Genomic DNA, 22,185 nt, shown 5'->3' with positions numbered 1-22,185 from the left:
TGAGAGTCGATACAGATGAAGATCACCCTGCCCGAGTTTGAAAAAGCCCGCATTCTGGTCGTTGGCGATGTCATGTTGGACCGTTATTGGCATGGCCCCACCGGCCGGATCTCGCCCGAGGCACCGGTGCCCGTGGTCAAGGTCGAACACATTGAGGAGCGCCCGGGTGGCGCCGCCAACGTGGCGCTCAACTCCGCCGCCCTGGGGGCTCACGCCGTGCTGCTGGGCCTGACCGGTCAGGATGAGGCTGCCGATGCCCTTGCTGGCCAGATGGCCGGCGTCAAGGTCGCCTGTGATTTCGTTCGTCTGGCCGACTATCCGACCATCACCAAGCTGCGGGTGCTGTCGCGCAACCAACAGCTGCTGCGCCTCGATTTTGAAGAGGCCTTCCACGATGTGGATGCCACTCTGCTGATGGGCAAGGTCGAGCAGGCGCTGCCGAACAGCGACGTGATGATCCTCTCCGACTACGGCAAGGGCGCCCTCAACGACGTGCCCGGCATGATCCAGCGTGCCCGCGCCGCCGGCATCCCTGTGCTGGTCGATCCCAAGGGAACCGATTTCGAGAAGTACCGCGGCGCCACCCTGCTGACCCCCAACATGTCCGAGTTCGAGGCTGTGGTGGGCAAGGTGAAGAGCGAAGAGGAGCTGGTTGCCAAGGGGCTGGAGCTGGTCAAGCGCTTCGAGCTGGAGGCCCTGCTGGTCACCCGTTCTGAAAACGGCATGACCCTGATCCGCGAAGGTCAGCCCGAGCTGCACCTGCCGGCCCAGGCCCACGAGGTGTATGACGTGACCGGTGCCGGTGATACCGTCATCTCCACCCTGGCCACCTCGCTGGCCGCCGGCAAGAGCCTGGACGAGGCCTGTGCCCTGGCCAACACCGCCGCCGGCATCGTGGTCGGCAAGCTGGGGACCTCCACCGTCAGCCCGGTGGAGCTGGCCAATGCGCTCTATACCGAGCAGGAGACTGGTTTTGGCGTCATGTCCGAAGCCCAGCTCAAGATTGCCGTGCAGGCCGCCCGCCTGCGTGGCGAGAAGGTGGTGATGACCAACGGCTGTTTCGACATTCTGCACGCCGGTCACGTCTCCTACCTGGCCAATGCCGGCAAGCTGGGGGATCGCCTGATCGTGGCGGTCAACACCGACGAGTCGGTGCGCCGCCTCAAGGGGCCGGGTCGTCCGGTCAATCCGACCGAGCGCCGGATGGCCGTGCTGGCCGCGCTGGGCGCCGTGGACTGGGTGGTGCCCTTCTCCGAGGAGACCCCGCAGCGGCTGATCGCCGAGGTGCTGCCGGACCTGCTGGTCAAGGGCGGCGACTACAAGCCGGAAGAGATTGCCGGCTATGCCGAGGTGACCGCCAACGGCGGCGAGGTGCGGGTTCTCAACTTCGAGGATGGCTGCTCCACCACCGACATCATCAAGACCATCCGCGAACGCGGATAAGCGAAAACCCGGCCAAGGCCGGGTTTTTTATGCTCTGTGGCGGGAGCTCGACGGCGATTCGAACTTTCCACTCCCTGCAGGCCAGAGATGAAAAAGGCGACCCTGGGGTCGCCTTTTTGCTGCCATCAATCGGCTCAGGATTTGCTTTTGGCCTGGCTGGCGGGCATCAGCCCCTGGTTCACGTCTTCCAGATCCTTCTGCTCCAGCGTGCCGGCGGCCTGCTTGAGGGAGAGGATGCTCAGGATGTAGTTGTAGCGGGCCTCGGAGAGCTTCTGCTTGGCCTGGTACAGCTTGCGGGTGGAGTCCAGCACGTCGACGATGGTGCGGGTGCCGACCTCGTAGCCCGCTTCGGTCGCCTTCAGGGCGCTGTCGGCGGAGATGACGGACTGGCCGTAGGCACGGACCGAGCCGATGCTGGCGTTCACGTTGTTGTAGGAGGAGCGCACCGTGCTCTGCACGTTGCGGAAGCTGCGCTCCAGCTGCTCGCTGGCGGCCACGTAGTTGAACTGGGACTGCTTGACCTGGGAGGTGGTCGCCCCGCCGGTGTAGAGCGGCAGCTTGAAGTTCAGACCTATGTTGGCCTGATTGGCGTTGCTCTCCGGGTTGCGGATCTCGTCCTTGTAGTCGCTGTAGGTGCTGGAGAGGCCGGCGCCCAGATCCAGGGTCGGCTCATGACCGGTCTTGGCCAGATCGATCTGCTCCTTGGCGATATCCTTGCCGATGCGGGCGCTGTGCAGTTGCAGGTTCTTGTCCAGCGCCAGCTCCAGCCACTTGTCGGAGTTGAACGGGGTCTTCTGCGGGCTGAAGCGATCGGTGTTGAGCACGTCCAGCTGACGGTGGTCGATGCCGGTCAGCTCGCGCAGGCTCTCGTAGCTGTTGTCCAGGGTGTTCTCGGCGTTGATCTCGTCCGCCAGCGCCTGGTCGCGCTCGGCCTCGGCTTCGTGCACGTCGGTGATGGCGGTCAGGCCCACTTCGAAGCGCTGCTGGGTCTGTTCCAGCTGGCGTTCCACCGCGGCCTTGTTGGCGCGCACGAACTCCAGGGTATCCATCGCCTTGAGCACGTTGAAATAGGCCTGGGCGGTACGCAGCATCAGGTTCTGGATTTCGAGGTTGTAGGCCACGTCGGACTGGGTGGCGCTCTTCTCGGTCAGGCTCAGGTTGACCCAGTTGCTGCGGCGATAGATGGATTGATCCAGCGACAGGGAACCGGTGGCGTTGCTGTTGGTCTGGGTGTCACCCTTGTTCTGCAGGTAGTTCAGCCCGGCACCCAGGTTGATCTGCGGCAAGAGGGCGGCGCGGGACTCGTTGATCTTCTCGAAGGCCTGGTCGCGCTTGGCTTTGGATTCCAGCAGCTGGGTATCCTTGATCTGGGCCTGTTGGTAGATATCGAGCAGGTTTTCGGCATGGGCGCCGGCGCTGACGCCCAACAACACCATGGCTGACAAGAGTGTTCTTTTCATAGATCGTTTTAACCTTATGTATTAACCCAAAGCTGTCGCTGGATGAAGGAGGGTATTGTCATTGAGCAAGCTTGATTTCAGCTTAATCACTCTACTATAAGCAAAATTTTATGCTAACTGTCTCTTTTCCAGCGACAGGAACGTCAAGGACGAGGGTGAGTTTTCTCCCCCTCGCGCCTAGCCAAATGCCCTGTGGCTGCTAAAATCCATCCCTCTTCTCCGACGGGAGCGAGTGAATGAATGTTCATTCATGTTCCCGGATTTTATGGTCTAACCGAGCCAAGTCAAGCTGGTGGGAGTCTCGTATGTCGCAGCAAGCCTTGCCCCAAACCCGTCACTACTCTGCCGATGACGTAAAAATCATCGATAAATCATCGGGATATAACGGCTTCTTCAAGGTGAACATCTATCGCCTGCAGCACAAGTTGTTTGCGGGAGGCTGGAACGAGCCCATCGTCCGCGAGCTGTTCGAGCGTGGCCATGCCGCCGCCCTGTTGCCCTACGACCCGGTACGCGATCAGATCGTGCTGGTGGAGCAGTTTCGCATCGGCGCCATCGAGACCAGTGCCACCCCCTGGCTGCTGGAACTGGTGGCCGGCATCATAGATGAAGGGGAGACCGCTGAGGCCGTGGTGCGGCGCGAAGCGGTGGAAGAGGCGGGCATCGAGGTCGGTCGCTGCGAGCACGCCATCAGCTATCTGGTGAGCCCGGGCGGCAGCACCGAACGGATCGAGGTCTACGTGGGCGAAGTGGATGCCAGCCAGGCCGAGGGGATCCACGGTCTGGCGGAAGAGGGGGAAGACATCCGGGTGCACGTGGTGAGCCGCGAGCAGGCCTATGCCTGGCTCAAAGAGGGGCGCATCGACAACGCCGCCTCGGTCATCGCCCTGCAGTGGCTGGCTCTCAATCACGGCGAGCTGCGTGCCCGCTGGCTGGCGGAGCGCTGAGGTGGCGCTCGTTCATACCCAGGCCAAGCGTTATGTGCCTGATTTGATGTCCTTGCAGCGTACCTGCGAGGTGAACTACATGACCCTGATGAAGCTGCTGCCCCCAGGCGGCAGTGTGGGGGCGGAACGTCGTTATCAGGTGGGCAACGGCCTGCAGTTCCAGCTCACGGTGAGCGAGGAGAGTCGCTTCACCAGCCAGGTGATCCTGGCCCAGCACAACCCGGAATTGCCGAGTTATTTACAGGCCCGGATAGAGATTCGTTTGTACCATGACGTGCGGATGGCGGAAGTGTGTGCGGCGCAACAGATTTCAAGGTTGCAACCACGTTATGATTATCCCAATAAAAATATGCACCAGCGGGATGAAAAGGAGCAGGTAAACCTGTTTCTGGCCGATTGGCTAAAATTTTGTCTCAGACATGGTACCAGCCTGATAAACATCCTCTAGTTGAACTCATAAAAAGAAGCGTGATTTTGGAAACAGAGCTACCCCAGGCGCAGGACGGCAGTGTGCGCCTGTTGCAAATTACCGACACCCACCTCTTCGCGAGTGCCGAGGGGCGGCTATTGGCCGTGCGCACTGCCGAGAGCCTGGCTGCCGTGCTGGAACGGGTGCAGGCCAACGACCACCCGTTCGATCTGATCCTCGCTACCGGGGATCTCTCCCAGGATCACAGTCCGGAGTCCTACCAGCGTTTCGCCTCCATGATGGCGCCGCTGGCGCGTCCCATCTACTGGCTGCCCGGCAACCACGACGACGGTCCTTTGATGACCGAATACCTGCACGCGGCCGGCATCAGCGAGGCCAAGCAGCTGGTAGGTGAGCACTGGCAGGTGATCCTGCTGGATACCCAGGTGCGCGGCAAACCCCACGGGGTGCTGGGGGATCACCAGCTGGCGGCGCTGGATCAGGCGCTGCGCCAGCATCCCGAGCGCCATGCCCTGATCGCCCTGCATCATCAGGCGGTGCCGGTGGGTTGCGCCTGGCTGGATCAGCACAATCTCAAGAATGCCGACGACCTGTTTGCCGTGCTGGCTCGCCACCCGCAGCAGAAGACAATCCTGTTTGGCCACGTCCACCAGGAGTTTGACGAGGTGCACCGCGGGGTGCGGCTGATCGCCAGCCCCTCCACCTGCATCCAGTTCAAACCGCTCTCCGATGGCTTCGCGCTGGACGAGTCCGGCCCGGGCTGGCGCTACCTCACCCTCTACCCGGATGGCCGCATCGCCAGTCAGGTGTGGCGTCTGCCGGTGGGGCAGTTCGTGCCCGACCCCAATGCCACCGGTTATTGAGGAGCTGTGATGAAGTCCGTTCTCCTCTACCTGCACGGTTTCAACTCCTCGCCCGGCTCCGCCAAGGCGCAGCAGATGGCGGCCTGGGTGGCCGAGCACAGGCCCGATATCGAGGTGGTGATCCCGGCCCAGCCCAACACCCCGGCGGCAGCCTGGGCGGCCATCGAGCAGACCATTGCCGATCTACAGAGCCGTTATGGCAACGCATTCAAGCTTGGCGCCGTGGGCAGCTCCCTCGGCGGCTTTATGGCGACCCGGGTCAGCGAGCGCTACGGCTGCCACGCCGCCCTGATCAACCCGGCGGTGCGCCCGCACGAGCTGCTCTGCGACTACCTCGGCCCCCAGACCAATCCCTACACGGGGGAGCAGTATCTACTGCTGCCTGAACACATGGATGAGCTGCGGGCGCTGGCGGTAGCGGTGAGGACCCCCGAGCGGCTCTGGGTACTGCAACAGCAGGAAGACGAGGTGCTCGACTACCGCAAGGCGCTGGACGAATACCGTTTTGCCCGCCTCTCGCTGGAGTGCGGTGGCGACCACGCCTTCGTGGCGTTCGAGCGCTACCCCGCCCAGATCGTCCGTTTCCTCGGGCTTTAATAATGCAACCACCGTTGGCCGCCTTTCTGGAACAGGTGCTGGCCACGGCGCAGGCCGGTCTCACCTACTCCAAGGATCCCTTCGATATCGGCCGCTTCGCGGCGCTGCGCGCCGCCACTGTGGCGCTCATCACCAGCCAGAGCGAGCTGGCACCGGAAGCCATCGGCGACTGGATCGCCCTCGACAGCGGCTATCCCACCCCCAAGCTGGATGTGCGGGCCTTCATTCAGAACGATGCGGGCCATATCCTGCTGGTGCAGGAGCGCAGCGATGGCTGCTGGACGCTGCCGGGGGGCTGGTGCGACATCGGTGACTCGCCGGCGGGGGCCGTGGTGCGCGAAGTGGTGGAGGAGACCGGCCTCGAATGCCGGGCCGTGCAGCTGCTGGCGTTGTTCGACAAGCTCAAGCACCCCCATCCACCTCAGCTGCCCCACGCCCACAAGGCTTTCTTCCTGTGCGAGGTGACCGGTGGCCAGCTGCTGGGCGAAACCGATGAAACCAAAGGGGCGGGGTACTTCTCCATCGACGACTTGCCCCCGCTCTCCCGCCATCGGGTTGTGGCGTCCCAGCTGCGCACCCTTTATGACCATCTGCTGCAGGGGCGGCGAGATACCCTGTTTGATTGATTGGCTCGGAACCTGAACCCGTCTGCAAGGAGACAGCATGATCAAGCGCATCGGCAATACCCCCATCCAGGAGCGACACAAGGCCAGCTGCCACTGCGGCGCCGTGGTGCTGGAGTTGACCCTGCCGGACGGCGTGGTGGATCCGCGCCGCTGCGACTGTTCGCTCTGCCGGCGGCGGGGCGCCATCGTCGCTTCGGTGCCGCTCTCCGGCATCCGCATCCTGCAGGGGGAGGAGGTGCTGCGCTGCTACCAGTTCAATACCCGCACTGCCAAACACTACTTCTGCAGCATCTGCGGTATCTATACCCACCATCAGCGTCGCTCCAATCCGGCCCAGTATGGTTACAACCTCGCCTGCCTCGAAGGGGTCAATCCATTCGAGCTGGGCGAGGTGCCGCTGCTCGATGGCATCAACCATCCGGCGGATCGGCTGGTCTGACCTGCAGGGTCTCATCTGCTTCTGTAGCGTCCTGCGGGGCTGTGATAGTCTTGCCAGACCCGCCGCAGGGCGGGCCTTGAGTCCGCATTATCTCGCTTGCCAACAGGGAGCCCGCTTGTGACAACTTCAGCCCTGCCGGATCTGATCCTGGGCGCCTCTCTCTACTTTCCGCCCCTGTTCAAGGCGGTCCTGCTCGGTCTGCTGGGCTGGCTGCCGGTGCACCACCTGCTGCGTGACTGGCTCTACGGCGGGGATGTCTGGCATCCCCTGCTGATGGATCTCTCCCTGTTTATCCTCGCCGTCAGCGGCGCCCTATGGATATTGCTACATGGCTAAATCACCCCTCGCGACCCTCAAATACTTCTCCACCCTGCTGGTCTGCGCGCTGGCGCTGGCGGCGGGCTGGTGGCTGTGGAACTACTACATGCAGGGGCCCTGGACCCGGGATGGCAAGGTGCGGGCCGAGCTGGTCAGCATCACCCCCGAGGTGTCGGGCAAGATCGTCAGGATAGCGGTGAAAGACAACCAGCTGGTCAAGGCGGGGGAGGAGATCTTTACCCTGGATCCCGAGCCCTACCGGATTGCGCTGGACAACGCCCAGGCGGCGCTGGCCAAGGCCAAATCGGATCTCGACAAGGCGGAGCACGAGGCGAGCCGGCGCAGCGGCCTGTCGCGCAGCGTCATCTCCGCCGAGGCGGTGGACGAGGCCCGCCTCAATGCCCAGGCGATGAGGGCGGCCTACCAGGTGGCTCAGGCCAATCTGGAGCAGGCCAGATGGTCGCTGGCCAAGACCCGGGTGCATGCCGCGAGCGACGGTTACATCACCAACTTGCAGACCCGGGTCGGCAACTATGCCAGCGCCGGCGTGCCGCTGGTGGCGCTGGTGGACATCCACTCCTTCTACGTGCAGGGCTACTTCGAGGAGACCAAGCTCAGGCACATAGCGCCGGGCAAACCGGCCGAGGTGGTGCTCTACAGCGGGGAGCAGCGGCTGCGCGGCGAGGTGGAGAGCATAGGGCGCGCCATCCACGATCAGAGCGTGGAGGGGGTCGACAACCTGCTGCTGGACGTCAAACCCAATGTGCCCTGGGTACGGCTGGCCCAGCGGGTACCGGTGCGGATCAAGCTGCTGGAGGTGCCGCCCGAACTGACGCTGATTGCAGGCACCACCTGCACCATCACCATAGGGGAGTAAGGTGGTCGCCTCGCTCTGGCGCCAGACCCCCTGGGGCAAGGCCAATGGCGGCCAGTGGCGCTACGCCCTGCGCAACAGCCTGGCCATGTGCCTGTCGCTCTGGCTGGCCTTCGTGCTGGAGCTGGACTCCCCCTACTGGGCGATGACCTCAGCCGCGGTGGTGAGCTTTCCCACCGTGGGCGGGGTCATCAGCAAGAGTCTGGGGCGAGTGGTGGGCAGCCTCATCGGTGCAATGGCGGCGGTGGTGATCACCGGCCTTGGCATCAGCGATCCCTGGCTGTTCAGCTTCCTCATCGCGCTCTGGTTGGCGCTGTGCACCTACATCTCCAACCACCATCAGAACAACGTCTCCTACGCCTTTGCGCTGGCGGGCTACACCGCCGCCATCATCGCCTTCTCCTGCGTCAACGTGACCGACCCGCAGCACATCTTCGACATCGCCCAGGCGCGGGTGAGCGAGGTGATCGTCGGCATCCTCTGCGGCGGCCTGCTGATGATGATCTTGCCTAGCACCTCCGATGGCGAGACCCTGCTGCAGTCGCTGCACAAGACCCAGGCCCGTCTGCTGGAGCATGCCCAGCTGCTCTGGCTGGGGGAGGCGACCCCGGAGGTGCGCACCGCCCACGAGGGGCTGATCGGCCAGATCCTCACCATGAACGTGCTGCGCATCCAGGCGGTCTGGAGCCACCACCGGCTGCGCCGCCACAACAAGCTGCTCAACTTCCTGCTGCACCGCCAGCTGCGGCTCATCAGCCTCATCTCCAGCCAGCGCCGCATGTTGCACAACTGGCCGACGCAACCGGAAGGGCTGCAGGCGTTGCTGGAGCGGCTGCTGGCCGAGCTGGGCCAGCCCGGCTGCGACAAGTACCGCATCGCCCGGCTGCTGGCCCCGCTGGTGCCGACGGCGGCCAGCGACTACCGGCTGTACACCTTCTGGCGGCGGCTGCACCACTTCTGCTGGAGCTATCTGGAGTGTCAGCGCTGGCTGGATCGGCTGGCCCGCTACGATGATCAGGAGTGGCCGGCGCCGCCGCGCCACTCTTCGCTCACCAGCCACACCGACACGCTGGAGGCGGCCTACAACGGCGGGCGCACCTTCCTCTGCGTGCTGCTCGGCTGCGCCTTCTGGATCCACAGCCAGTGGGATGCGGGCAGCTCGGCGCTGACCCTGCTCTCCATCTGCTGCGTGCTCTACTCGGCCACCCCGGCACCTGCCAAGGGGGCCAACACCATGCTCAAGGCGATCCTGCTGCTGAGCCTCATCTGTTTTGTGGTCAAGTTCGGCCTGATGATCCGCCTCGACGACTTCTGGCTCTTCTGCGCCCTGCTGTTCCCCGTGCTCATCACCATGCAGCTGTTCAAGCAGCAACAGCCCAGGCAGGCGGTGCTGTGGGGCCAGCTCATCGTGCTGCTCGGCTCCTTTCTCGCCATCACCAATCCACCGAGCTACGACTACCTGCAGTACATCAACGGCAGCCTGGGGCAGGCGCTGGGGGTGATGAGTGCCGGACTGGCATTCCAGCTGCTGCGACCGAGCTCGGATCGGCGCAAGGGCCGCCGCCTCATCCGCACCCTGCGCCGCCACTTCATGGATCAGCTGGCGCCGGCCCCGCGCCAGAGCGAGAGCCAGTTCGAATCGCTCATCTACCACTGCATCAGCCAGCTCAGCCAGAGTCAGGATCAGACCGCCCGCCTCTGGGTGCTGCGCTGGGGCGTGGTGCTGCTCAACTGCAGCCACATCGTCTGGCAGCTGCGGCAGTGGCGCGGCGAGGATCAGCCCCTCTATCTGGTGTGCGACAACTGCATCCGCTCTCTGCAGGGGATCCTCACCGAGCAGGGGGTGCAGCACGCCTCCCTGGATCGCACCCTGGCCGAGCTGCAGCGGATCAGCGCGGCCCTGGCCAACCACAGGGAGCCGACGGCGCGGGAGCTGGCCGGTATGGTGTGGCGGCTGCACAGCTCGCTCTCCCAGTTGCAGCAGGCGCTGCCGGTGGCTGCCGAGGCGCGCTGAACGGGCCGGCGGGGCGACTTACCCCCTTCGGATCAAGCTTTGCCGCCGCCGGGTTTGTCCAATACCCTCCCAACGAGTAAGATTCTCCCCAAACGTCAATTCGCAAGGCCCTCCATGTCTACTCAATACAATGCGGATGCCATTGAGGTCCTCAATGGCCTTGAACCGGTGCGTCGCCGCCCCGGCATGTATACCGACACCACCCGGCCCAACCACCTCGGCCAGGAGGTCATCGACAACAGCGTCGACGAGGCGCTGGCGGGTCACGCCCGTACCCTGGAGGTGACCCTGTATGAAGATCAGTCCCTCGAGGTGATCGACGACGGTCGCGGCATGCCGGTCGACATCCACCCGGAAGAAGGGGTGTGCGGGGTGGAGCTGATCCTCTGCAAGCTGCACGCGGGCGGCAAGTTCTCCAACAAGAACTACCAGTTCTCCGGCGGTCTGCACGGGGTGGGCATCTCGGTAGTAAACGCCCTCTCCGAGCGGGTCGAGGTGACGGTGCGCCGCGACGGCCAGGTTTACGACATCGCCTTCGAGAAGGGCGAGAAGGTGCAGGAGCTGACCATCACCGGCACCTGCGGGCGCCGCAACACCGGCACCCGGGTACGCTTCTGGCCGGAAGCCCACTACTTCGATTCGCCCCGTTTCTCGGTCTCCAAGCTGGAGCACCTGCTCAAGGCCAAGGCGGTGCTCTGCCCGGGTCTGACCATCAAGTTCCTCGACAAGAACACCGGCATCAAGCTGGAGTGGTGCTATGAAGACGGCCTCAAGGATTACCTGGTCGACGCGGTCAAGCAGTTCACCTGCCTGCCGGAGCAGCCCTTCGTCGGCGCCTTCAGCACCGAGCAGTCGGCGGTGGACTGGGCCCTGTGCTGGCTGCCGGAAGGGGGCGAATGCCTCGCCGAATCCTATGTGAACCTGATCCCCACCGCCCAGGGCGGTACCCACGTCAACGGTCTGCGCCAGGGCCTGCTCGACGCCATGCGCGAGTTCTGCGAGTTCCGCAACCTGCTGCCGCGCGGGGTCAAGCTGACCCCGGAAGATATCTGGGATCGCTGCGCCTACATCCTCTCCATCAAGATGCAGGATCCGCAGTTTGCCGGTCAGACCAAGGAGCGGCTCTCCTCGCGCCAGAGTTCGGCGTTTGTCTCCGGCGTGGTGAAGGATGCCTTCAGCCTCTATCTGAACAGCAACACCGAGCTGGCCGAACAGCTGGCCGAGCTCTGCATCTCCAGCGCCCAGCGCCGGATGCGCGCCGCCAAGACGGTGGTGCGCAAGAAGATAACCCAAGGCCCGGCGTTGCCCGGCAAGCTCACCGACTGCGGCTGCGCCGACCCCATGCAGGGGGAGCTGTTCCTGGTGGAGGGTGACTCTGCGGGCGGCAGTGCCAAGCAGGCACGGGATCGGGAGTTTCAGGCCATCATGCCGCTGCGCGGCAAGATCCTGAACACCTGGGAGGTGGAGGCCGGTCAGGTGCTCGCCTCGCAAGAAGTGCACGACATCTCGGTGGCCATCGGGCTCGACCCGGACTCCGACGATCTCTCCGGCCTGCGCTACGGCAAGGTGTGCATCCTCGCGGATGCGGACTCGGACGGTCTGCACATCGCCACCCTGCTCTGCGCCCTGTTTGTGAAGCACTTCCGCGCCTTGGTGGAGAAGGGCCACGTCTATGTCGCCATGCCGCCCCTCTACCGGATCGACATCGGCAAGGAGGTCTACTACGCCCTCGACGAGGACGAGAAGAACGGCGTGCTGCAGCGGGTCGAAGCCGAGAAGAAGAAGGGCAAGGTGATGGTGACCCGATTCAAGGGCCTGGGTGAGATGAACCCGAAACAGCTGCGGGAAACCACCATGGATCCCAACACCCGCCGCCTGGTGCAACTCACCATGGGCGCGGAAGGGGACGAGGGGGATGAGACCCTGCAGCTGATGGACATGTTGCTGGCCAAGAAGCGCGCGAGCGATCGCCGCGAGTGGCTGGAAGAGAAGGGCAACCTGGCGATCATCTAGGTCAGCCCGCTCTCATCATCATCTAAGCCATCGGCTGGCCCGGACAGGGCCAGCAAGCATTTAGCCGGAGTCGCCCTGTGGCGGCTCCCGAACCGAAAGAGATAATCACATGAGTGATGCTATCGAGCTCAGTCTGGACGGGGTAGAGCGCCAGCCAATGCGCACCTTTACCGAACAGGCTTACTTGAACTACTCCATGTACGTCATCATGGATCGGGCCTTGCCGCACATCGGCGACGGCCTCAAGCCCGTGCAGCGGCGCATCATCTACGCCATGAGCGAGCTGGGTCTGTCGGCGCTGTCCAAGCACAAGAAGTCCGCCCGTACCGTGGGTGACGTGCTGGGTAAGTACCACCCCCACGGCGACAGCGCCTGTTACGAAGCCATGGTGCTGATGGCCCAGCCTTTCTCCTACCGCTACCCGCTGGTGGACGGTCAGGGCAACTGGGGGGCGCCGGACGATCCCAAATCCTTCGCCGCCATGCGTTATACCGAGGCGCGGCTGTCGCGCTTCTCCGAGCTGCTGCTCTCCGAGCTCGGCCAGGGCACGGTGGAGTGGACGCCGAACTTCGACGGCACCATGAAAGAGCCTGTGGTGCTGCCCGCCCGCCTGCCGCACATCCTGCTCAACGGGGTGACCGGTATCGCGGTGGGGATGGCGACCGATATCCCGCCCCACAACGCGCGGGAAGTGGCCCACGCCTGTGTGGAACTGCTGGACAACCCCAATGCCGGCCTGGATGCCCTGATGGCCCATGTGCAGGGGCCGGACTACCCGACCAACGCCGAGATCATCACGCCGCGCGATGACATCCGCAAAATCTACGAGACCGGCAAGGGCTCCATCAAGCAGCGGGCGGTGTGGAGCGAAGAGGATGGCGACATCGTCATCACGGCGCTGCCCCATCAGGCCTCAGGCGCCAAGATCATGGAGCAGATTGCCGCCCAGATGGTGGCCAAGAAGCTGCCCATGGTCACCGATCTGCGCGATGAGTCGGACCACGAGAACCCGACCCGTCTGGTCATAGTGCCGCGCTCCAACCGGGTGGACGTGGAGGGGCTGATGGCCCACCTGTTCGCCACCACGGATCTGGAGAAGAACTACCGGGTCAACCTCAACATCCTGGGTCTGGACAATCGGCCCCAGGTGAAAGACCTCAAGACCATCCTCACCGAGTGGCTGAGCTTTCGCCGCGAGACGGTGCGTCGCCGCCTGCAATATCGCCTCGACAAGGTGCTGGCCCGCCTGCACATCCTCGAAGGTTTGCTCATTGCCTATCTCAACATCGACGAGGTGATCGAGATCATCCGCACCGAGGAAGAGCCGGGCCGGGTGATGATGGAGCGCTTCAACATCAGCGAGACCCAGGCCGAGGCGATCCTCGAGCTGAAACTGCGCCACCTGGCCAAGCTCGAAGAGTTCAAGCTGCGCGCCGAACAGAACGAACTGGAGGAAGAGCGCGACAAGCTGGAACTGATCCTGGGTTCGGAGCGCCGTCTCAGCACCCTGCTCAAGAAAGAGATCCTGGCGGACGCCGAGAAGTACGGCGACGATCGCCGCACCCCGCTGGTGGAGCGCGCCACCGCCGTGGCGCTGACCGAGAAGGAGCTCACCCCGAGCGAGCCGGTCACCGTGATCCTTTCCGACAAGGGGTGGGTGCGCGCCGCCAAGGGGCACGATGTGGATGTGGAGGGCCTCTCCTACAAGGCGGGGGACAACTACCTCGCCCACGCCCATGGTCGCAGCAACCAGCAGGCGGTGTTCCTCTCCACCCTGGGGAGAACCTACTCGCTGGAGGCCCACACCCTGCCCTCCGCCCGCAGTCAGGGCGAGCCGCTCACCGGCCGCTTTGCGTTGGGTGCCGGCGAAGAGGTACGCCATCTGGTGATGGGCAATGAGGGCGAACCCTATCTTATCTGTTCAGATGCTGGCTATGGCTTCGTCTGCAAATATGATGACCTGATCGGTAAGAACAAGAACGGTAAGGCGCTGCTCACCGTGCCGGAAGGGGGCCTGGTCATGGCGCCCCAGAAGATAGGCGCGCCGGACACCGATCTCTGCATGGCCATCTCCAACGAGGGGCGCATGCTGCTGTTCCCGCTCAATACCCTGCCGGTGCTCGGCAAGGGCAAGGGCAACAAGCTGATCAGCATCCCCTCGGCACGGGTGAAGGCGAGGGAGGAGTTTGTGGTGATGGCTGCCGTCATCCCGCAGAGCCAGTCGGTGACCCTGTTTGCCGGCAAGCGCAAGCTCACCCTCAAGCCATCCGACCTCGACTACTACCGCGGCGAGCGCGGCCGCCGCGGCGCCAAGCTGCCCCGCGGTTTGCAGCGGGTCGATCGCATCGAGATTGAAACTGTCGCCGGCGCCGAACCGGCTGCCGGGGATAATCAGGAAGGGTAGTCAACGGTTCTATACAAGATGGGAGCGAATTATTCGCTCCCATTTTTTTGTGAAAAATGACTCCTCATGGGGATAGTGGTAGCGTGTCGTCCCAGTGTCGATTGGATCAGAAAGGGTGTCTGATGATGCTTCTTTTTCGTTATTTTTTACTTTGCGCAATATGTACGTGCAGTGCCTTGCCATCCTTCGTCGCATCGGCTGAATATACAGGGTTTAAGCGTCTCCTGGTGACCGACCCTGTAAGCGGAAAAGCGATGGATGCCGTATATTTCTATCCCGGTGTGGCCGCAGAAAAGACACCAAGTACGATAGGCCCTTATAAAATAGCGGCACAGAAGGCGCTGAATATAGTTCCAGGACGCTATCCAGTCATAGTGATATCACATGGCAACGCTGGTAGTTTATGGAGTCATCATGACCTTGCCACGACTCTGGCTCGGCAGGGAAATATTGTTATTACCCTCACGCACCCTGGTGATAACTACAAGGATCAGACAGGAGCAGGGGCCATTAGTTCGTGGTATGGTCGTCCATTACAAATATCTGCCGTCATTACTGCTGCGACCAATGATGTTGAGCTAGCCAAATATATCGATGAAGATAAAATGGCATTTATTGGCTTCTCTGCCGGTGGAGCAACAGGACTGTTGTTGAGAGGAGGTGAAGTCGATGTAGGACGCTATGAAAATTATTGTCGTAAACATGAGATGAAAGCCATATGTTCAAACAAAGGGGTGATAATAAATGATCATCCCGGTCTAGTTGTGCACCTCGATTCTAGGATAAAGGCATGGGTTTTCATGGCTCCGGTGAGTATGGCATTCTCTCCCGGTTCACTCAGAAGAGTGATTGCCCCTACCCTTATTTTTACTGGTGATAAGGATGAAGAGCTTTCTTGGGAAGAAAATGCCAGGGAGCTAGCCAACACGTTGGCGGCAGAAAAAGAATTTCAGGTAATACACAATGCCGGTCATTTTGTTTTCCTCTCTCCATGCTCTGCTCAATTAAATAAAATGGCGCCAGCTATTTGTAATGATGCACCAGGTATAAATAGAGAGAATATACATGCGGTAATTAACAGTAAAATATCTGAATTTCTCAGCAGAGCGTGGCTTAAAGTGAAAGAGCCGCGGGTCTGATGGCGAAGATTAATCAGACGATCGCGAAAACAGGTTGCCGTTATTTTGTTGATGCTCCAGCTGATCTCTTCTCTATGTCCATCGCCACCGAGATTGCGGTGCGGACGATTACGCTTCGCTAATCGACCCTACTTCTCTCTGTTTTCTTTAACGTTCTGCTGCTTGTCGATGGTTTGCTCCCCTCATCCCCGACCCTTCTCCCGCAAGGGGAGAAGGGAGCCCAGATCGCAGCAATTTTGGAATGCGTGACATCTATGGCTACAGGTTGGCAGGCGCTGGTTCCCTCTCCCTTTGGGAGAGGGTCAGGGTGAGGGGCGCAGGTTTGATTAGTGAAGCATGCTCGAGCGATAAAATCTGGTTGGCTCACCATTTTGGTATCTTAGTGAGACGTTACCGATTTTAGCTACTGATAACTCATGATGTTTTGCCGTATAAAATCAATAAATACGCGCGTCTTAGCCGGTAGATATTGACGGTTTGCATAAACAGCAAACAACTGCAATGGGGCGGCGGGTAACTCAAGTTCAATTTCGACCAAGCTGCCATTATCAATAAACGCTTGGCAAGAGACCTTGGCCAGAATGGCAAACCCGACTCCGGCGAGCGCGGCTTTTAGCGCCAGCTCACCACTATTGACCCGATAGTGTTCGTTGACCTGAACGGTGGAAAATTCAGCGCAGGGACGAGCGAACTGCCAAGGCATTCCCTTGAGAGCGCTTACCGTGGTGATGCAGGGGAGATCCTTTAGCTGGGCCGTGTGGTTGGGCAGCCCGCACCGCTGAATAAGAGCAGGGGAGCCAACTACGGTACAGGGAATGGTGGTGAGGTGGCTGGCGATATAATCGCTGTCATCCAGCTTTCCTCTGTGAATGATGACGGCTATATCCAGATCTTCCCTTAATGTCTCAAATCCTGACAGGTTGGTAATGCAGCTGATCTTTATTTCGGGATGCTGGCAGGCAAAGTCCGCTATCGCAGTACCAAGCAGTCTGGGGCCTGCTTCATTGGGAATGCACAGGCGCAGTGGCCCTTTCAGCTGGATATGCTGTGATGTCAATTCAGCCTCGGTTTGCTCCAGTGATTCCAGCAAGGGTTTTATTCGGGAATAGAGCAGCTGGCCCGCCTGGGTGAGTTTCATGTGCCGAGTACTGCGTTCAATAAGCTGGAGTGACAGTCTCTCTTCCAGCTGAGCAATACTCCTGCTGATGTTTGAGGTAGGTAATTCAAGGGTCTTGGATGCGCCGACAAAACTGCCCTGTTCAACCACGGTAATAAATATCCTTGATGAGGTAAAGTCCAGGCCGGTGCGCATCCATTGTCCCTGATATGATAACAGTCTGTGCCATTCTAAAGGATAAAAATAGAGGATGGTAGTGGGTATGCTGTCTGCCTCCAAATATTGAGCGCGAACACTATGACGTCAGAAAAAAACAAATCAGGTAATAAACCTTATTCTAACGGTGCAGTGATGGATATGGGGTGCGTCTGGCTGGCCGCCTTTATCCAATTGGTGAGTGCGTTGGACTTTATGATGATTATGCCGCTTGGGCCTGATTTATCTCGTGTGCTAGATATCAGCCCAACCTATATAGGATATTTGGGGGGAGGGTATGCACTGGCCGCCGCATTATCATCCTTATTATGTGCCAGATATATTGATCGATTTGATAGAAAACAGGTGGCATTGCTCTCATTGCTGGGGGTCACCCTGTCCACCTGGGCATGCGCGCTGGCGTGGAATATGGAAAGCCTGTTCTTTACCCGTTTGCTGGCCGGCATATTTGCCGGTCCGGCAACGTCGATAGCGATGGCGATCGTCGTGGATGCGACGCCAGTACCACAACGTGGTCGAGCGATGGCGATAGTGATGGGGGCTTTCTCGTTGTCGGCCATTGCCGGTGTGCCTTTGGGATTGGAGCTGGCCATATTGAAAGGGTGGAGCGCCCCCTTTTATGCCGTTGGCGGATTGGGCTTGTGCGTCAGCGTGCTGGTATCTATGCGGCTGCCGAATATGACTGCTCACCTGGGGCGAGAGCAGAAGGTCTTTTCAATCACGGGGATGTTGAAACGCGCCGTGGTGTGGCATGCATTCATGGCAATCGGGTTGGCCATTTTCAGTACCTTCCTGATTGTTCCGAACATGGCCACCTATTTTCAGTTCAACCTCGGTGTGCCTCGCGGCGATATGAGTCAGTACTATGTCATGGGCGGCGTGGTCAGCGTGCTTGCGATGCAGTTGGGGGGCTATTGGATGGACCGGGTTGGCCCAATGCACGTCACCATATGGCTGGGAGGATTGATTATCGCCGTTGTCTGGGATGGTTTTCTGGGTTCCCCCTTGTTGCCGACGATGATCATTTTTACCTTGTTCATGGTGGTGACGTCGACACGGACGATTACCGCTGCGGCAGTGACTAGCCAGGTTGCAGAGCCTGGGGAACGAGCAGGGTTCATGTCATTGCAGAATGTGTTCCAGCATATATTCAGCGGTTCGGCCGCCGTCGTCTCCTCGATGCTGTTGATGGATGTCGATGGTCACCTGGGCAATATGACTACCCTGGCCTGGCTGGTGATAGCGCTGACGCTGGTGCAGCCCATATTTCTCTATCGACTGCTGAAACGGGTATGTGTGGTGACCGATTAGCGTCATGTTTTATTCATGACGAGGCAGCAGGGCCGCAGGTTTGATTGGCGAGGTATGAAGATTGCCAGTGAGTGCAATGCGCCGCGCTTGTTGCGCCTTTCGGCAATATAAGACGGCCATAAAAGGTGGCGGACTGGCCGCCACCTTTGAGGGTTGTTAACGCTGGCTCAGCAGCTCATAGACGACCGGATTATCGGCGCACTGCCCTGCGCCGCACTCCAGTACGGTAGAGATCAGGTTTGCCGCAATCAGCAAGACAAACAGCAGGGAGGCCATGCGTCCCCAGCGTGCCAGAGCCAGTTTTGGCAGGGGAATAGCGAGCCCGTCCCGCACCATCAATATCAGGGCGACGGCCAATATGATCAGCAGGGCGCTGATCAGCGACCAGCTATAAAAGTGCAGCCCGAGAAAGGTGGAACCATAGCCGGGATCGCCGGGCAGAATATGCAGCAGCACCTGCCGGGCGCCGATCATGGCGGTGGTCAGCGCGCCGACAATCACTATGCCGTAGTGGGCCCCTTTTGCGCCAAATTGCAGGTTGAACATAAAGCCGAAACCGGCGACCACAAGGCCGACCCGCTGCAATAAACACAAGGGACAGGGCAGCTCGGCCAGATAGAGCTGGTAATAGAAGGCGACGATCAGGGTCAGGCTGATGCCGGCCAGCCCCAGCGTATCGAGCAACTGTGGCAGGTCACTCTTCGCGGCTGTTGAGGAGGTCGAAAGACTCATGGCGGGCTCCTAGAACGAAAGGGTGAGCGGGTCGGTCACATGGTGCATAAAGGAGAGCAGGGTCACTACCAGTAACAGGGCCCAGAGCAGATAGGAGGCACCGCGCTTGTTCATCAAGATGCTGATCCCCGTTACTAGTGCCAGCAAGAAGGGCAAAAACATATACATGTCATATCTCCTTATCGTGGTGAGTCGGGCTCACAAGGCCTTGAGTATATAGCGAGCGGACGGTTTCCAGATAGCGCCCACCTCCCTGTTCGCTAGACTTGAAGGGAGCAGCACAATGCCGGGAGGCAAATCATGGAAACAGAGAAAGCCATCGGACTGATCGAGGCCCACGGAGTCTTTCACGGGGATCACTACAGCTTCAACAGCGGCGAGTTCGTGCAGTGGTGCCAGGAAGATGCCCACCAGACCCTCAGCCTGGAGCAGGCCAATCACGAGTTGGCGCCCTTCTGCATCCGGGTCGGTTTCGCCGAGCCGGTCCGGTCGTGGCGTTACTACCTCACCTGAACTACCTCACCTGAGATGTGACGCAGAGGGCGGGACGAGCCGCGCGATGCGGGGAGTCAGTGAAAAAGGAGCCGGTAAGGCTCCTTTCTTGTGATGGGCTGGGAGCCGGGCGAAGGCGGAGAGTGGCCCTAGTTGTCGAAGTTCCACGCAATGGGCAGCTCAAGATCGAAGATCAGCTGATCCTCGTCGAGGGTAAAAGCCACGCTGGTCTGGTGCTGGTCGTATTCGTCGATAAGGCGGCAGCTCTCGGCGAAGTTGGACTCGTAGTTGAGGCGCGCACTGCCGCCTGTGTGAGCCTCGTTGAGTTCCACCCCCAGTACCCGCAGCGGATCTTTCTGGCTGAGCTTGACCCGGCTGTCACCCACATCCACCAGCCGCTCCAGCAGGGGGAAGAAGTCCTGCTTGTAGGCCTCGATGGTCCGGGCAATAGCCTGCTCCAGCGCGGCGCGGCTGGCAAGGGGGCCACTTAACGTGTAGCGGGTCTGTATCCTTTCCTGGGTCATAAACTGTTCCTCTCTGGGGCTGCCGGCGGGAGCTTCTTCCTTGGCTGCGATGGGACGCTCAGGCGGGGATGCGACCATTGCGCACCAGGGCCCGGTGGATGTTCTTGCACATCTTGCCGAGGCGCTGGATCTCGTCGAAGGAGGGCGGGATGCCGCGATCGATCTGATATTGCCAGTAGCAGAGGTCCGTATCCACCAGCTCCATCAGCTTCTTGGAGCAGCCGATGCAGGTGTTGTCCGGCCCGCACTTGAAGGTATCCGGTTGGTAGAGCGAAAACTCCGCCTTCACGGCGTCGATGATCTGCTGCATTGCGGTGATCCTGTCGGGCTTTCTGCTCACGGCCTTGTTCCCCTGCGGCTTGTATGGGGGAGTCATTATATCCCTGTCAAAAATGGGGCCAATGACGCTTACGGGGTAGTTTTCTGCCGAGGGCGGCTGCCATGGCCATGGTTTATGCTGCAAGCCACAACGCCCGGCAAGCCGGGCGTTGTGGGAGGAGAGGCAAGAGCCGTCCTGCAAGGGGGCATGGCCCCTTAGAAGTCGTGATAAAGCGGCCAGCCGAGCAATGGGTGCTTGAGTCCGGCTCGCATCTCCATGTTGTCGAGCTTCTCCGGGGAGGCGTCCTCTTTTTGCAGCTGCTGGTACTGGCGCACGAAGCCGAGGGTATGGAGCAGGTTGGGTACAAAGCCCGGGCTCAGCTCCTGGCGCAGGGCGGCGGCCATGTCGGCGGGCAGCGCGCTCAGCATCAGGGTGAGCTGGGTCGCCAGATAGTCGGTGTCGTACCAGACCTCGTCGAGCTCAATCTCCCGCGCCAGTTTGCGCTTGAGATCCTGCTTCACCTTGAGCGGGGCGGCGCCACTGCCCCTGCCGCAGAGGATGCGGTAGAGCAGCGCTTCGGCCAGCTTGTCCTCCATGGTGGGGTGGTCGCTCTCGCAGGCGAAGAAGTGCTGGTCGATGAGCCCCATCAGGCGGCTCTTGTTGTGCTCGGTCAGTGCCTTCTCGTACTCCTGCCACCCTTGCCACTCCTCCACATCGGGCGGGCTCGAGATCTTGTCCAGCAGGCGGGCGTCTACATCACCGTAGAGGCTGTTGCCAGCCTGCTTGGGGCTGACGGTGATGAGCATTGACCAGCCCTTCTGGAACGGCTTGATGGGGCCTTCCGGCGCCTGCAGCAGCGCCAGCGCCTTGGCCGGATCCCGCGCCGAGAGCTCCTGCAGGCCGAGGCTTACCACGCCGATGACGTCGTGGGCGGCCTGCTCCAGCAGGTGCATCTTGTACTTGTTGTAGTACTTGTCGGCGAATTTGAGGCTCATCAGCACCGCCTTGCCCTTGATGGCGGCCAGCTGTTGCTCGCTCAGGCGTTCATTGTCGCGGCCAAAGCGCAGCACCTGGGTGAGATAGGGGCCCTGGTTGGCATCGCGAATGACTAACTGCATGAATGGGCTCCTTAATCCAGAAAGCTGAACATGTCGTCGACGTCGCCGTACTCGTCTTCCTCGACCTTGTTCTTCTCCTTGGCCTGCATCACCAGCTCGGCGGCAAACTTGTTGATGATGCCGTCCCAGCTGGAGTGCTCGTTGCGCAGCAGCGCCTTGATGGCTTTCTCCACCTCGGGGGCCAGCTCGCGAATGAGCATCAAGAGGCTGCGCGGGTCATCCAGCGCGTAGTCGTGGACATCCTCGCTCTGCTGGCGCTCGCTGTAGCGCAGGGACTCTTCAAGATCTTCCTCTTCGGCGTGCAGCACGTCGCGATAGCCTTCGTCCTCTTCATAGCGATCGCCGCGATAGAACTCGATAAAGGGGATGGCGAGGTAGAAGAGACCGGCCGGATCCTCGGCCACGCACTCGAGGATCTCGCGCTGCTTGGCTTCGCTATCCTGGGTGCGGATCAGGTAGTTGAGGAAGTCGAAGGTGTGCTGCTGCAGCTCGTCGGCGTTGTTCTTGATCGCCTCTTCCCAGTAGAGCGGCTGCTGGCAGACGATGTCGCGGATCCGCTCCGGGGTCATCAGCTCGGAGATGATGGAGGGGAAGGAGATGTCGTGCTGGCCGTTAATCTGGGTCAGGGTAACGATATCAATGTTTTCAATCACTTCTGCCAACTGGTCGTCAGACATGGTCTTGGCGATCAGCTCGAACTTCTCGCTGGCCTGCTTCGGCTCGATGACGGCCAGCTCTTTGATCTCGATGGCGGTAATTTCTATCAGACTGTTGCTCATGCCTTGCCCC

The 22,185-nt window shown here is 60.8% G+C and carries 23 protein-coding genes; 15 read left to right on the top strand and 8 right to left on the bottom strand.

Annotated elements, in window-relative coordinates; translation table 11 throughout:
- Positions 1 to 15 precede the first annotated feature (15 nt).
- Entirely contained in the window at positions 16 to 1,443 is a 1,428-nt protein-coding gene (gene hldE / locus CK627_RS01070; RefSeq protein ID WP_010636035.1) for a bifunctional D-glycero-beta-D-manno-heptose-7-phosphate kinase/D-glycero-beta-D-manno-heptose 1-phosphate adenylyltransferase HldE, read from the top strand.
- Positions 1,444 to 1,577: 134 nt separating this feature from the next.
- Here the strand turns inward: hldE and tolC are convergent, their stop codons facing one another.
- Positions 1,578 to 2,903: an outer membrane channel protein TolC gene (gene tolC, locus CK627_RS01065; RefSeq protein WP_026139169.1), complete on the bottom strand. Its 1,326-nt coding sequence runs from the start codon at positions 2,901 to 2,903 to the stop codon at positions 1,578 to 1,580.
- Positions 2,904 to 3,208: 305 nt separating this feature from the next.
- On the opposite strand from tolC, the gene nudF reads away from it, so the two are divergent.
- From nudF to CK627_RS01005, 12 genes are all read left to right on the top strand, one after another.
- Complete coding sequence (nudF, locus tag CK627_RS01060; protein ID WP_026139168.1) at positions 3,209 to 3,850, top strand: ADP-ribose diphosphatase; 642 nt, start codon at positions 3,209 to 3,211, stop codon at positions 3,848 to 3,850.
- Positions 3,851 to 3,896: 46 nt separating this feature from the next.
- Entirely contained in the window at positions 3,897 to 4,298 is a 402-nt protein-coding gene (locus CK627_RS01055) for a DUF1249 domain-containing protein (protein WP_198426826.1), read from the top strand.
- A gap of 26 nt (positions 4,299 to 4,324) precedes the next feature.
- Positions 4,325 to 5,143 (top strand): 3',5'-cyclic-AMP phosphodiesterase, encoded by an 819-nt coding sequence (cpdA, locus tag CK627_RS01050; protein ID WP_011707475.1) that lies wholly within the window; start codon positions 4,325 to 4,327, stop codon positions 5,141 to 5,143.
- A gap of 9 nt (positions 5,144 to 5,152) precedes the next feature.
- On the top strand, positions 5,153 to 5,740 hold the full coding sequence (locus tag CK627_RS01045; protein WP_095591503.1) for a YqiA/YcfP family alpha/beta fold hydrolase: 588 nt from the start codon (positions 5,153 to 5,155) through the stop codon (positions 5,738 to 5,740).
- A 2-nt stretch (positions 5,741 to 5,742) separates the two neighbouring features.
- Positions 5,743 to 6,366, top strand: a complete 624-nt coding sequence (locus CK627_RS01040) for an NUDIX hydrolase (protein ID WP_095591502.1) — start codon at positions 5,743 to 5,745, stop codon at positions 6,364 to 6,366.
- A gap of 37 nt (positions 6,367 to 6,403) precedes the next feature.
- Positions 6,404 to 6,805: a GFA family protein gene (locus CK627_RS01035; RefSeq protein ID WP_010636042.1), complete on the top strand. Its 402-nt coding sequence runs from the start codon at positions 6,404 to 6,406 to the stop codon at positions 6,803 to 6,805.
- 117 nt (positions 6,806 to 6,922) lie between these two features.
- The gene (locus CK627_RS01030; protein WP_005305321.1) at positions 6,923 to 7,141 is read left to right on the top strand and encodes a DUF1656 domain-containing protein; all 219 of its coding nucleotides are present in this window, start codon (positions 6,923 to 6,925) and stop codon (positions 7,139 to 7,141) included.
- Positions 7,134 to 8,000, top strand: coding sequence for an efflux RND transporter periplasmic adaptor subunit (locus CK627_RS01025; RefSeq protein WP_042050207.1), 867 nt, complete (start codon positions 7,134 to 7,136; stop codon positions 7,998 to 8,000). The genes CK627_RS01030 and CK627_RS01025 overlap by 8 nt, the downstream gene beginning before the upstream one ends.
- 1 nt (position 8,001) lies before the next feature.
- Positions 8,002 to 10,011, top strand: coding sequence for an FUSC family protein (locus tag CK627_RS01020; protein WP_095591501.1), 2,010 nt, complete (start codon positions 8,002 to 8,004; stop codon positions 10,009 to 10,011).
- Positions 10,012 to 10,125: 114 nt separating this feature from the next.
- Positions 10,126 to 12,024: a DNA topoisomerase IV subunit B gene (parE, locus tag CK627_RS01015; protein WP_010636044.1), complete on the top strand. Its 1,899-nt coding sequence runs from the start codon at positions 10,126 to 10,128 to the stop codon at positions 12,022 to 12,024.
- A 109-nt stretch (positions 12,025 to 12,133) separates the two neighbouring features.
- Entirely contained in the window at positions 12,134 to 14,428 is a 2,295-nt protein-coding gene (gene parC / locus CK627_RS01010; RefSeq protein WP_095591500.1) for a DNA topoisomerase IV subunit A, read from the top strand.
- A gap of 122 nt (positions 14,429 to 14,550) precedes the next feature.
- A complete protein-coding gene (locus CK627_RS01005) occupies positions 14,551 to 15,567 on the top strand; it encodes an alpha/beta hydrolase family protein (protein ID WP_167385234.1) in 1,017 nt (338 codons plus the stop codon).
- A 403-nt stretch (positions 15,568 to 15,970) separates the two neighbouring features.
- Here the strand turns inward: CK627_RS01005 and CK627_RS01000 are convergent, their stop codons facing one another.
- Entirely contained in the window at positions 15,971 to 16,879 is a 909-nt protein-coding gene (locus CK627_RS01000) for a LysR family transcriptional regulator (RefSeq protein WP_095591498.1), read from the bottom strand.
- Between the two features lie 87 nt (positions 16,880 to 16,966).
- Here CK627_RS01000 and CK627_RS00995 point away from each other — a divergent pair, with 87 nt between their 5' ends.
- Positions 16,967 to 18,211 carry an MFS transporter gene (locus tag CK627_RS00995; RefSeq protein WP_095591497.1) on the top strand — a complete coding sequence of 415 codons (1,245 nt, stop codon included), beginning with the start codon at positions 16,967 to 16,969 and terminating at the stop codon, positions 18,209 to 18,211.
- Positions 18,212 to 18,367: 156 nt separating this feature from the next.
- Here CK627_RS00995 and CK627_RS00990 read toward each other — a convergent pair whose 3' ends face one another.
- Positions 18,368 to 18,943, bottom strand: coding sequence for a disulfide bond formation protein B (locus CK627_RS00990; RefSeq protein ID WP_095591496.1), 576 nt, complete (start codon positions 18,941 to 18,943; stop codon positions 18,368 to 18,370).
- Positions 18,944 to 18,952: 9 nt separating this feature from the next.
- Positions 18,953 to 19,111, bottom strand: coding sequence for a DUF5993 family protein (locus CK627_RS22780; protein WP_005305296.1), 159 nt, complete (start codon positions 19,109 to 19,111; stop codon positions 18,953 to 18,955).
- A gap of 132 nt (positions 19,112 to 19,243) precedes the next feature.
- Here CK627_RS22780 and CK627_RS00980 point away from each other — a divergent pair, with 132 nt between their 5' ends.
- Positions 19,244 to 19,456: a hypothetical protein gene (locus tag CK627_RS00980; RefSeq protein WP_017765356.1), complete on the top strand. Its 213-nt coding sequence runs from the start codon at positions 19,244 to 19,246 to the stop codon at positions 19,454 to 19,456.
- Positions 19,457 to 19,584: 128 nt separating this feature from the next.
- Here CK627_RS00980 and CK627_RS00975 read toward each other — a convergent pair whose 3' ends face one another.
- From CK627_RS00975 to atcB, 4 genes are all read right to left on the bottom strand, one after another.
- On the bottom strand, positions 19,585 to 19,959 hold the full coding sequence (locus CK627_RS00975) for a hypothetical protein (protein WP_095591495.1): 375 nt from the start codon (positions 19,957 to 19,959) through the stop codon (positions 19,585 to 19,587).
- Between the two features lie 58 nt (positions 19,960 to 20,017).
- Positions 20,018 to 20,269, bottom strand: coding sequence for a hypothetical protein (locus CK627_RS00970; RefSeq protein ID WP_167385233.1), 252 nt, complete (start codon positions 20,267 to 20,269; stop codon positions 20,018 to 20,020).
- 224 nt (positions 20,270 to 20,493) lie between these two features.
- Positions 20,494 to 21,396 (bottom strand): cold adaptation protein AtcC, encoded by a 903-nt coding sequence (atcC, locus tag CK627_RS00965; RefSeq protein ID WP_095591494.1) that lies wholly within the window; start codon positions 21,394 to 21,396, stop codon positions 20,494 to 20,496.
- An 11-nt stretch (positions 21,397 to 21,407) separates the two neighbouring features.
- Positions 21,408 to 22,175: a cold adaptation protein AtcB gene (gene atcB / locus CK627_RS00960; protein WP_005343119.1), complete on the bottom strand. Its 768-nt coding sequence runs from the start codon at positions 22,173 to 22,175 to the stop codon at positions 21,408 to 21,410.
- Positions 22,176 to 22,185 lie beyond the last annotated feature (10 nt).

The organism is Aeromonas dhakensis, from assembly GCF_002285935.1.
Taxonomy (GTDB): Bacteria; Pseudomonadota; Gammaproteobacteria; order Enterobacterales; family Aeromonadaceae; genus Aeromonas; species Aeromonas dhakensis.
The sequence above is the reverse complement of the archived record's forward strand: the minus strand, read 5'-3'. Positions and strand labels throughout refer to the sequence as shown.

Bases quoted from the DNA above. Each gene is read 5' to 3' on its own strand.
- CK627_RS01005 (WP_167385234.1), top strand. From the start codon at position 14,551: ATGATGCTTCTTTTTCGTTATTTTTTACTTTGCGCAATATGTACGTGC.
- tolC (WP_026139169.1), bottom strand. From the start codon at position 2,903: ATGAAAAGAACACTCTTGTCAGCCATGGTGTTGTTGGGCGTCAGCGCC.
- CK627_RS00975 (WP_095591495.1), bottom strand. From the start codon at position 19,959: ATGACCCAGGAAAGGATACAGACCCGCTACACGTTAAGTGGCCCCCTT.
- CK627_RS00970 (WP_167385233.1), bottom strand. From the start codon at position 20,269: ATGCAGCAGATCATCGACGCCGTGAAGGCGGAGTTTTCGCTCTACCAA.
- parC (WP_095591500.1), top strand. From the start codon at position 12,134: ATGAGTGATGCTATCGAGCTCAGTCTGGACGGGGTAGAGCGCCAGCCA.
- CK627_RS00980 (WP_017765356.1), top strand. From the start codon at position 19,244: ATGGAAACAGAGAAAGCCATCGGACTGATCGAGGCCCACGGAGTCTTT.
- parE (WP_010636044.1), top strand. From the start codon at position 10,126: ATGTCTACTCAATACAATGCGGATGCCATTGAGGTCCTCAATGGCCTT.
- atcB (WP_005343119.1), bottom strand. From the start codon at position 22,175: ATGAGCAACAGTCTGATAGAAATTACCGCCATCGAGATCAAAGAGCTG.
- CK627_RS00990 (WP_095591496.1), bottom strand. From the start codon at position 18,943: ATGAGTCTTTCGACCTCCTCAACAGCCGCGAAGAGTGACCTGCCACAG.
- nudF (WP_026139168.1), top strand. From the start codon at position 3,209: ATGTCGCAGCAAGCCTTGCCCCAAACCCGTCACTACTCTGCCGATGAC.
- hldE (WP_010636035.1), top strand. From the start codon at position 16: ATGAAGATCACCCTGCCCGAGTTTGAAAAAGCCCGCATTCTGGTCGTT.
- CK627_RS01035 (WP_010636042.1), top strand. From the start codon at position 6,404: ATGATCAAGCGCATCGGCAATACCCCCATCCAGGAGCGACACAAGGCC.
- CK627_RS01040 (WP_095591502.1), top strand. From the start codon at position 5,743: ATGCAACCACCGTTGGCCGCCTTTCTGGAACAGGTGCTGGCCACGGCG.
- CK627_RS01000 (WP_095591498.1), bottom strand. From the start codon at position 16,879: ATGCGCACCGGCCTGGACTTTACCTCATCAAGGATATTTATTACCGTG.
- atcC (WP_095591494.1), bottom strand. From the start codon at position 21,396: ATGCAGTTAGTCATTCGCGATGCCAACCAGGGCCCCTATCTCACCCAG.
- CK627_RS22780 (WP_005305296.1), bottom strand. From the start codon at position 19,111: ATGTATATGTTTTTGCCCTTCTTGCTGGCACTAGTAACGGGGATCAGC.
- CK627_RS01025 (WP_042050207.1), top strand. From the start codon at position 7,134: ATGGCTAAATCACCCCTCGCGACCCTCAAATACTTCTCCACCCTGCTG.
- CK627_RS01055 (WP_198426826.1), top strand. From the start codon at position 3,897: ATGTCCTTGCAGCGTACCTGCGAGGTGAACTACATGACCCTGATGAAG.
- CK627_RS01045 (WP_095591503.1), top strand. From the start codon at position 5,153: ATGAAGTCCGTTCTCCTCTACCTGCACGGTTTCAACTCCTCGCCCGGC.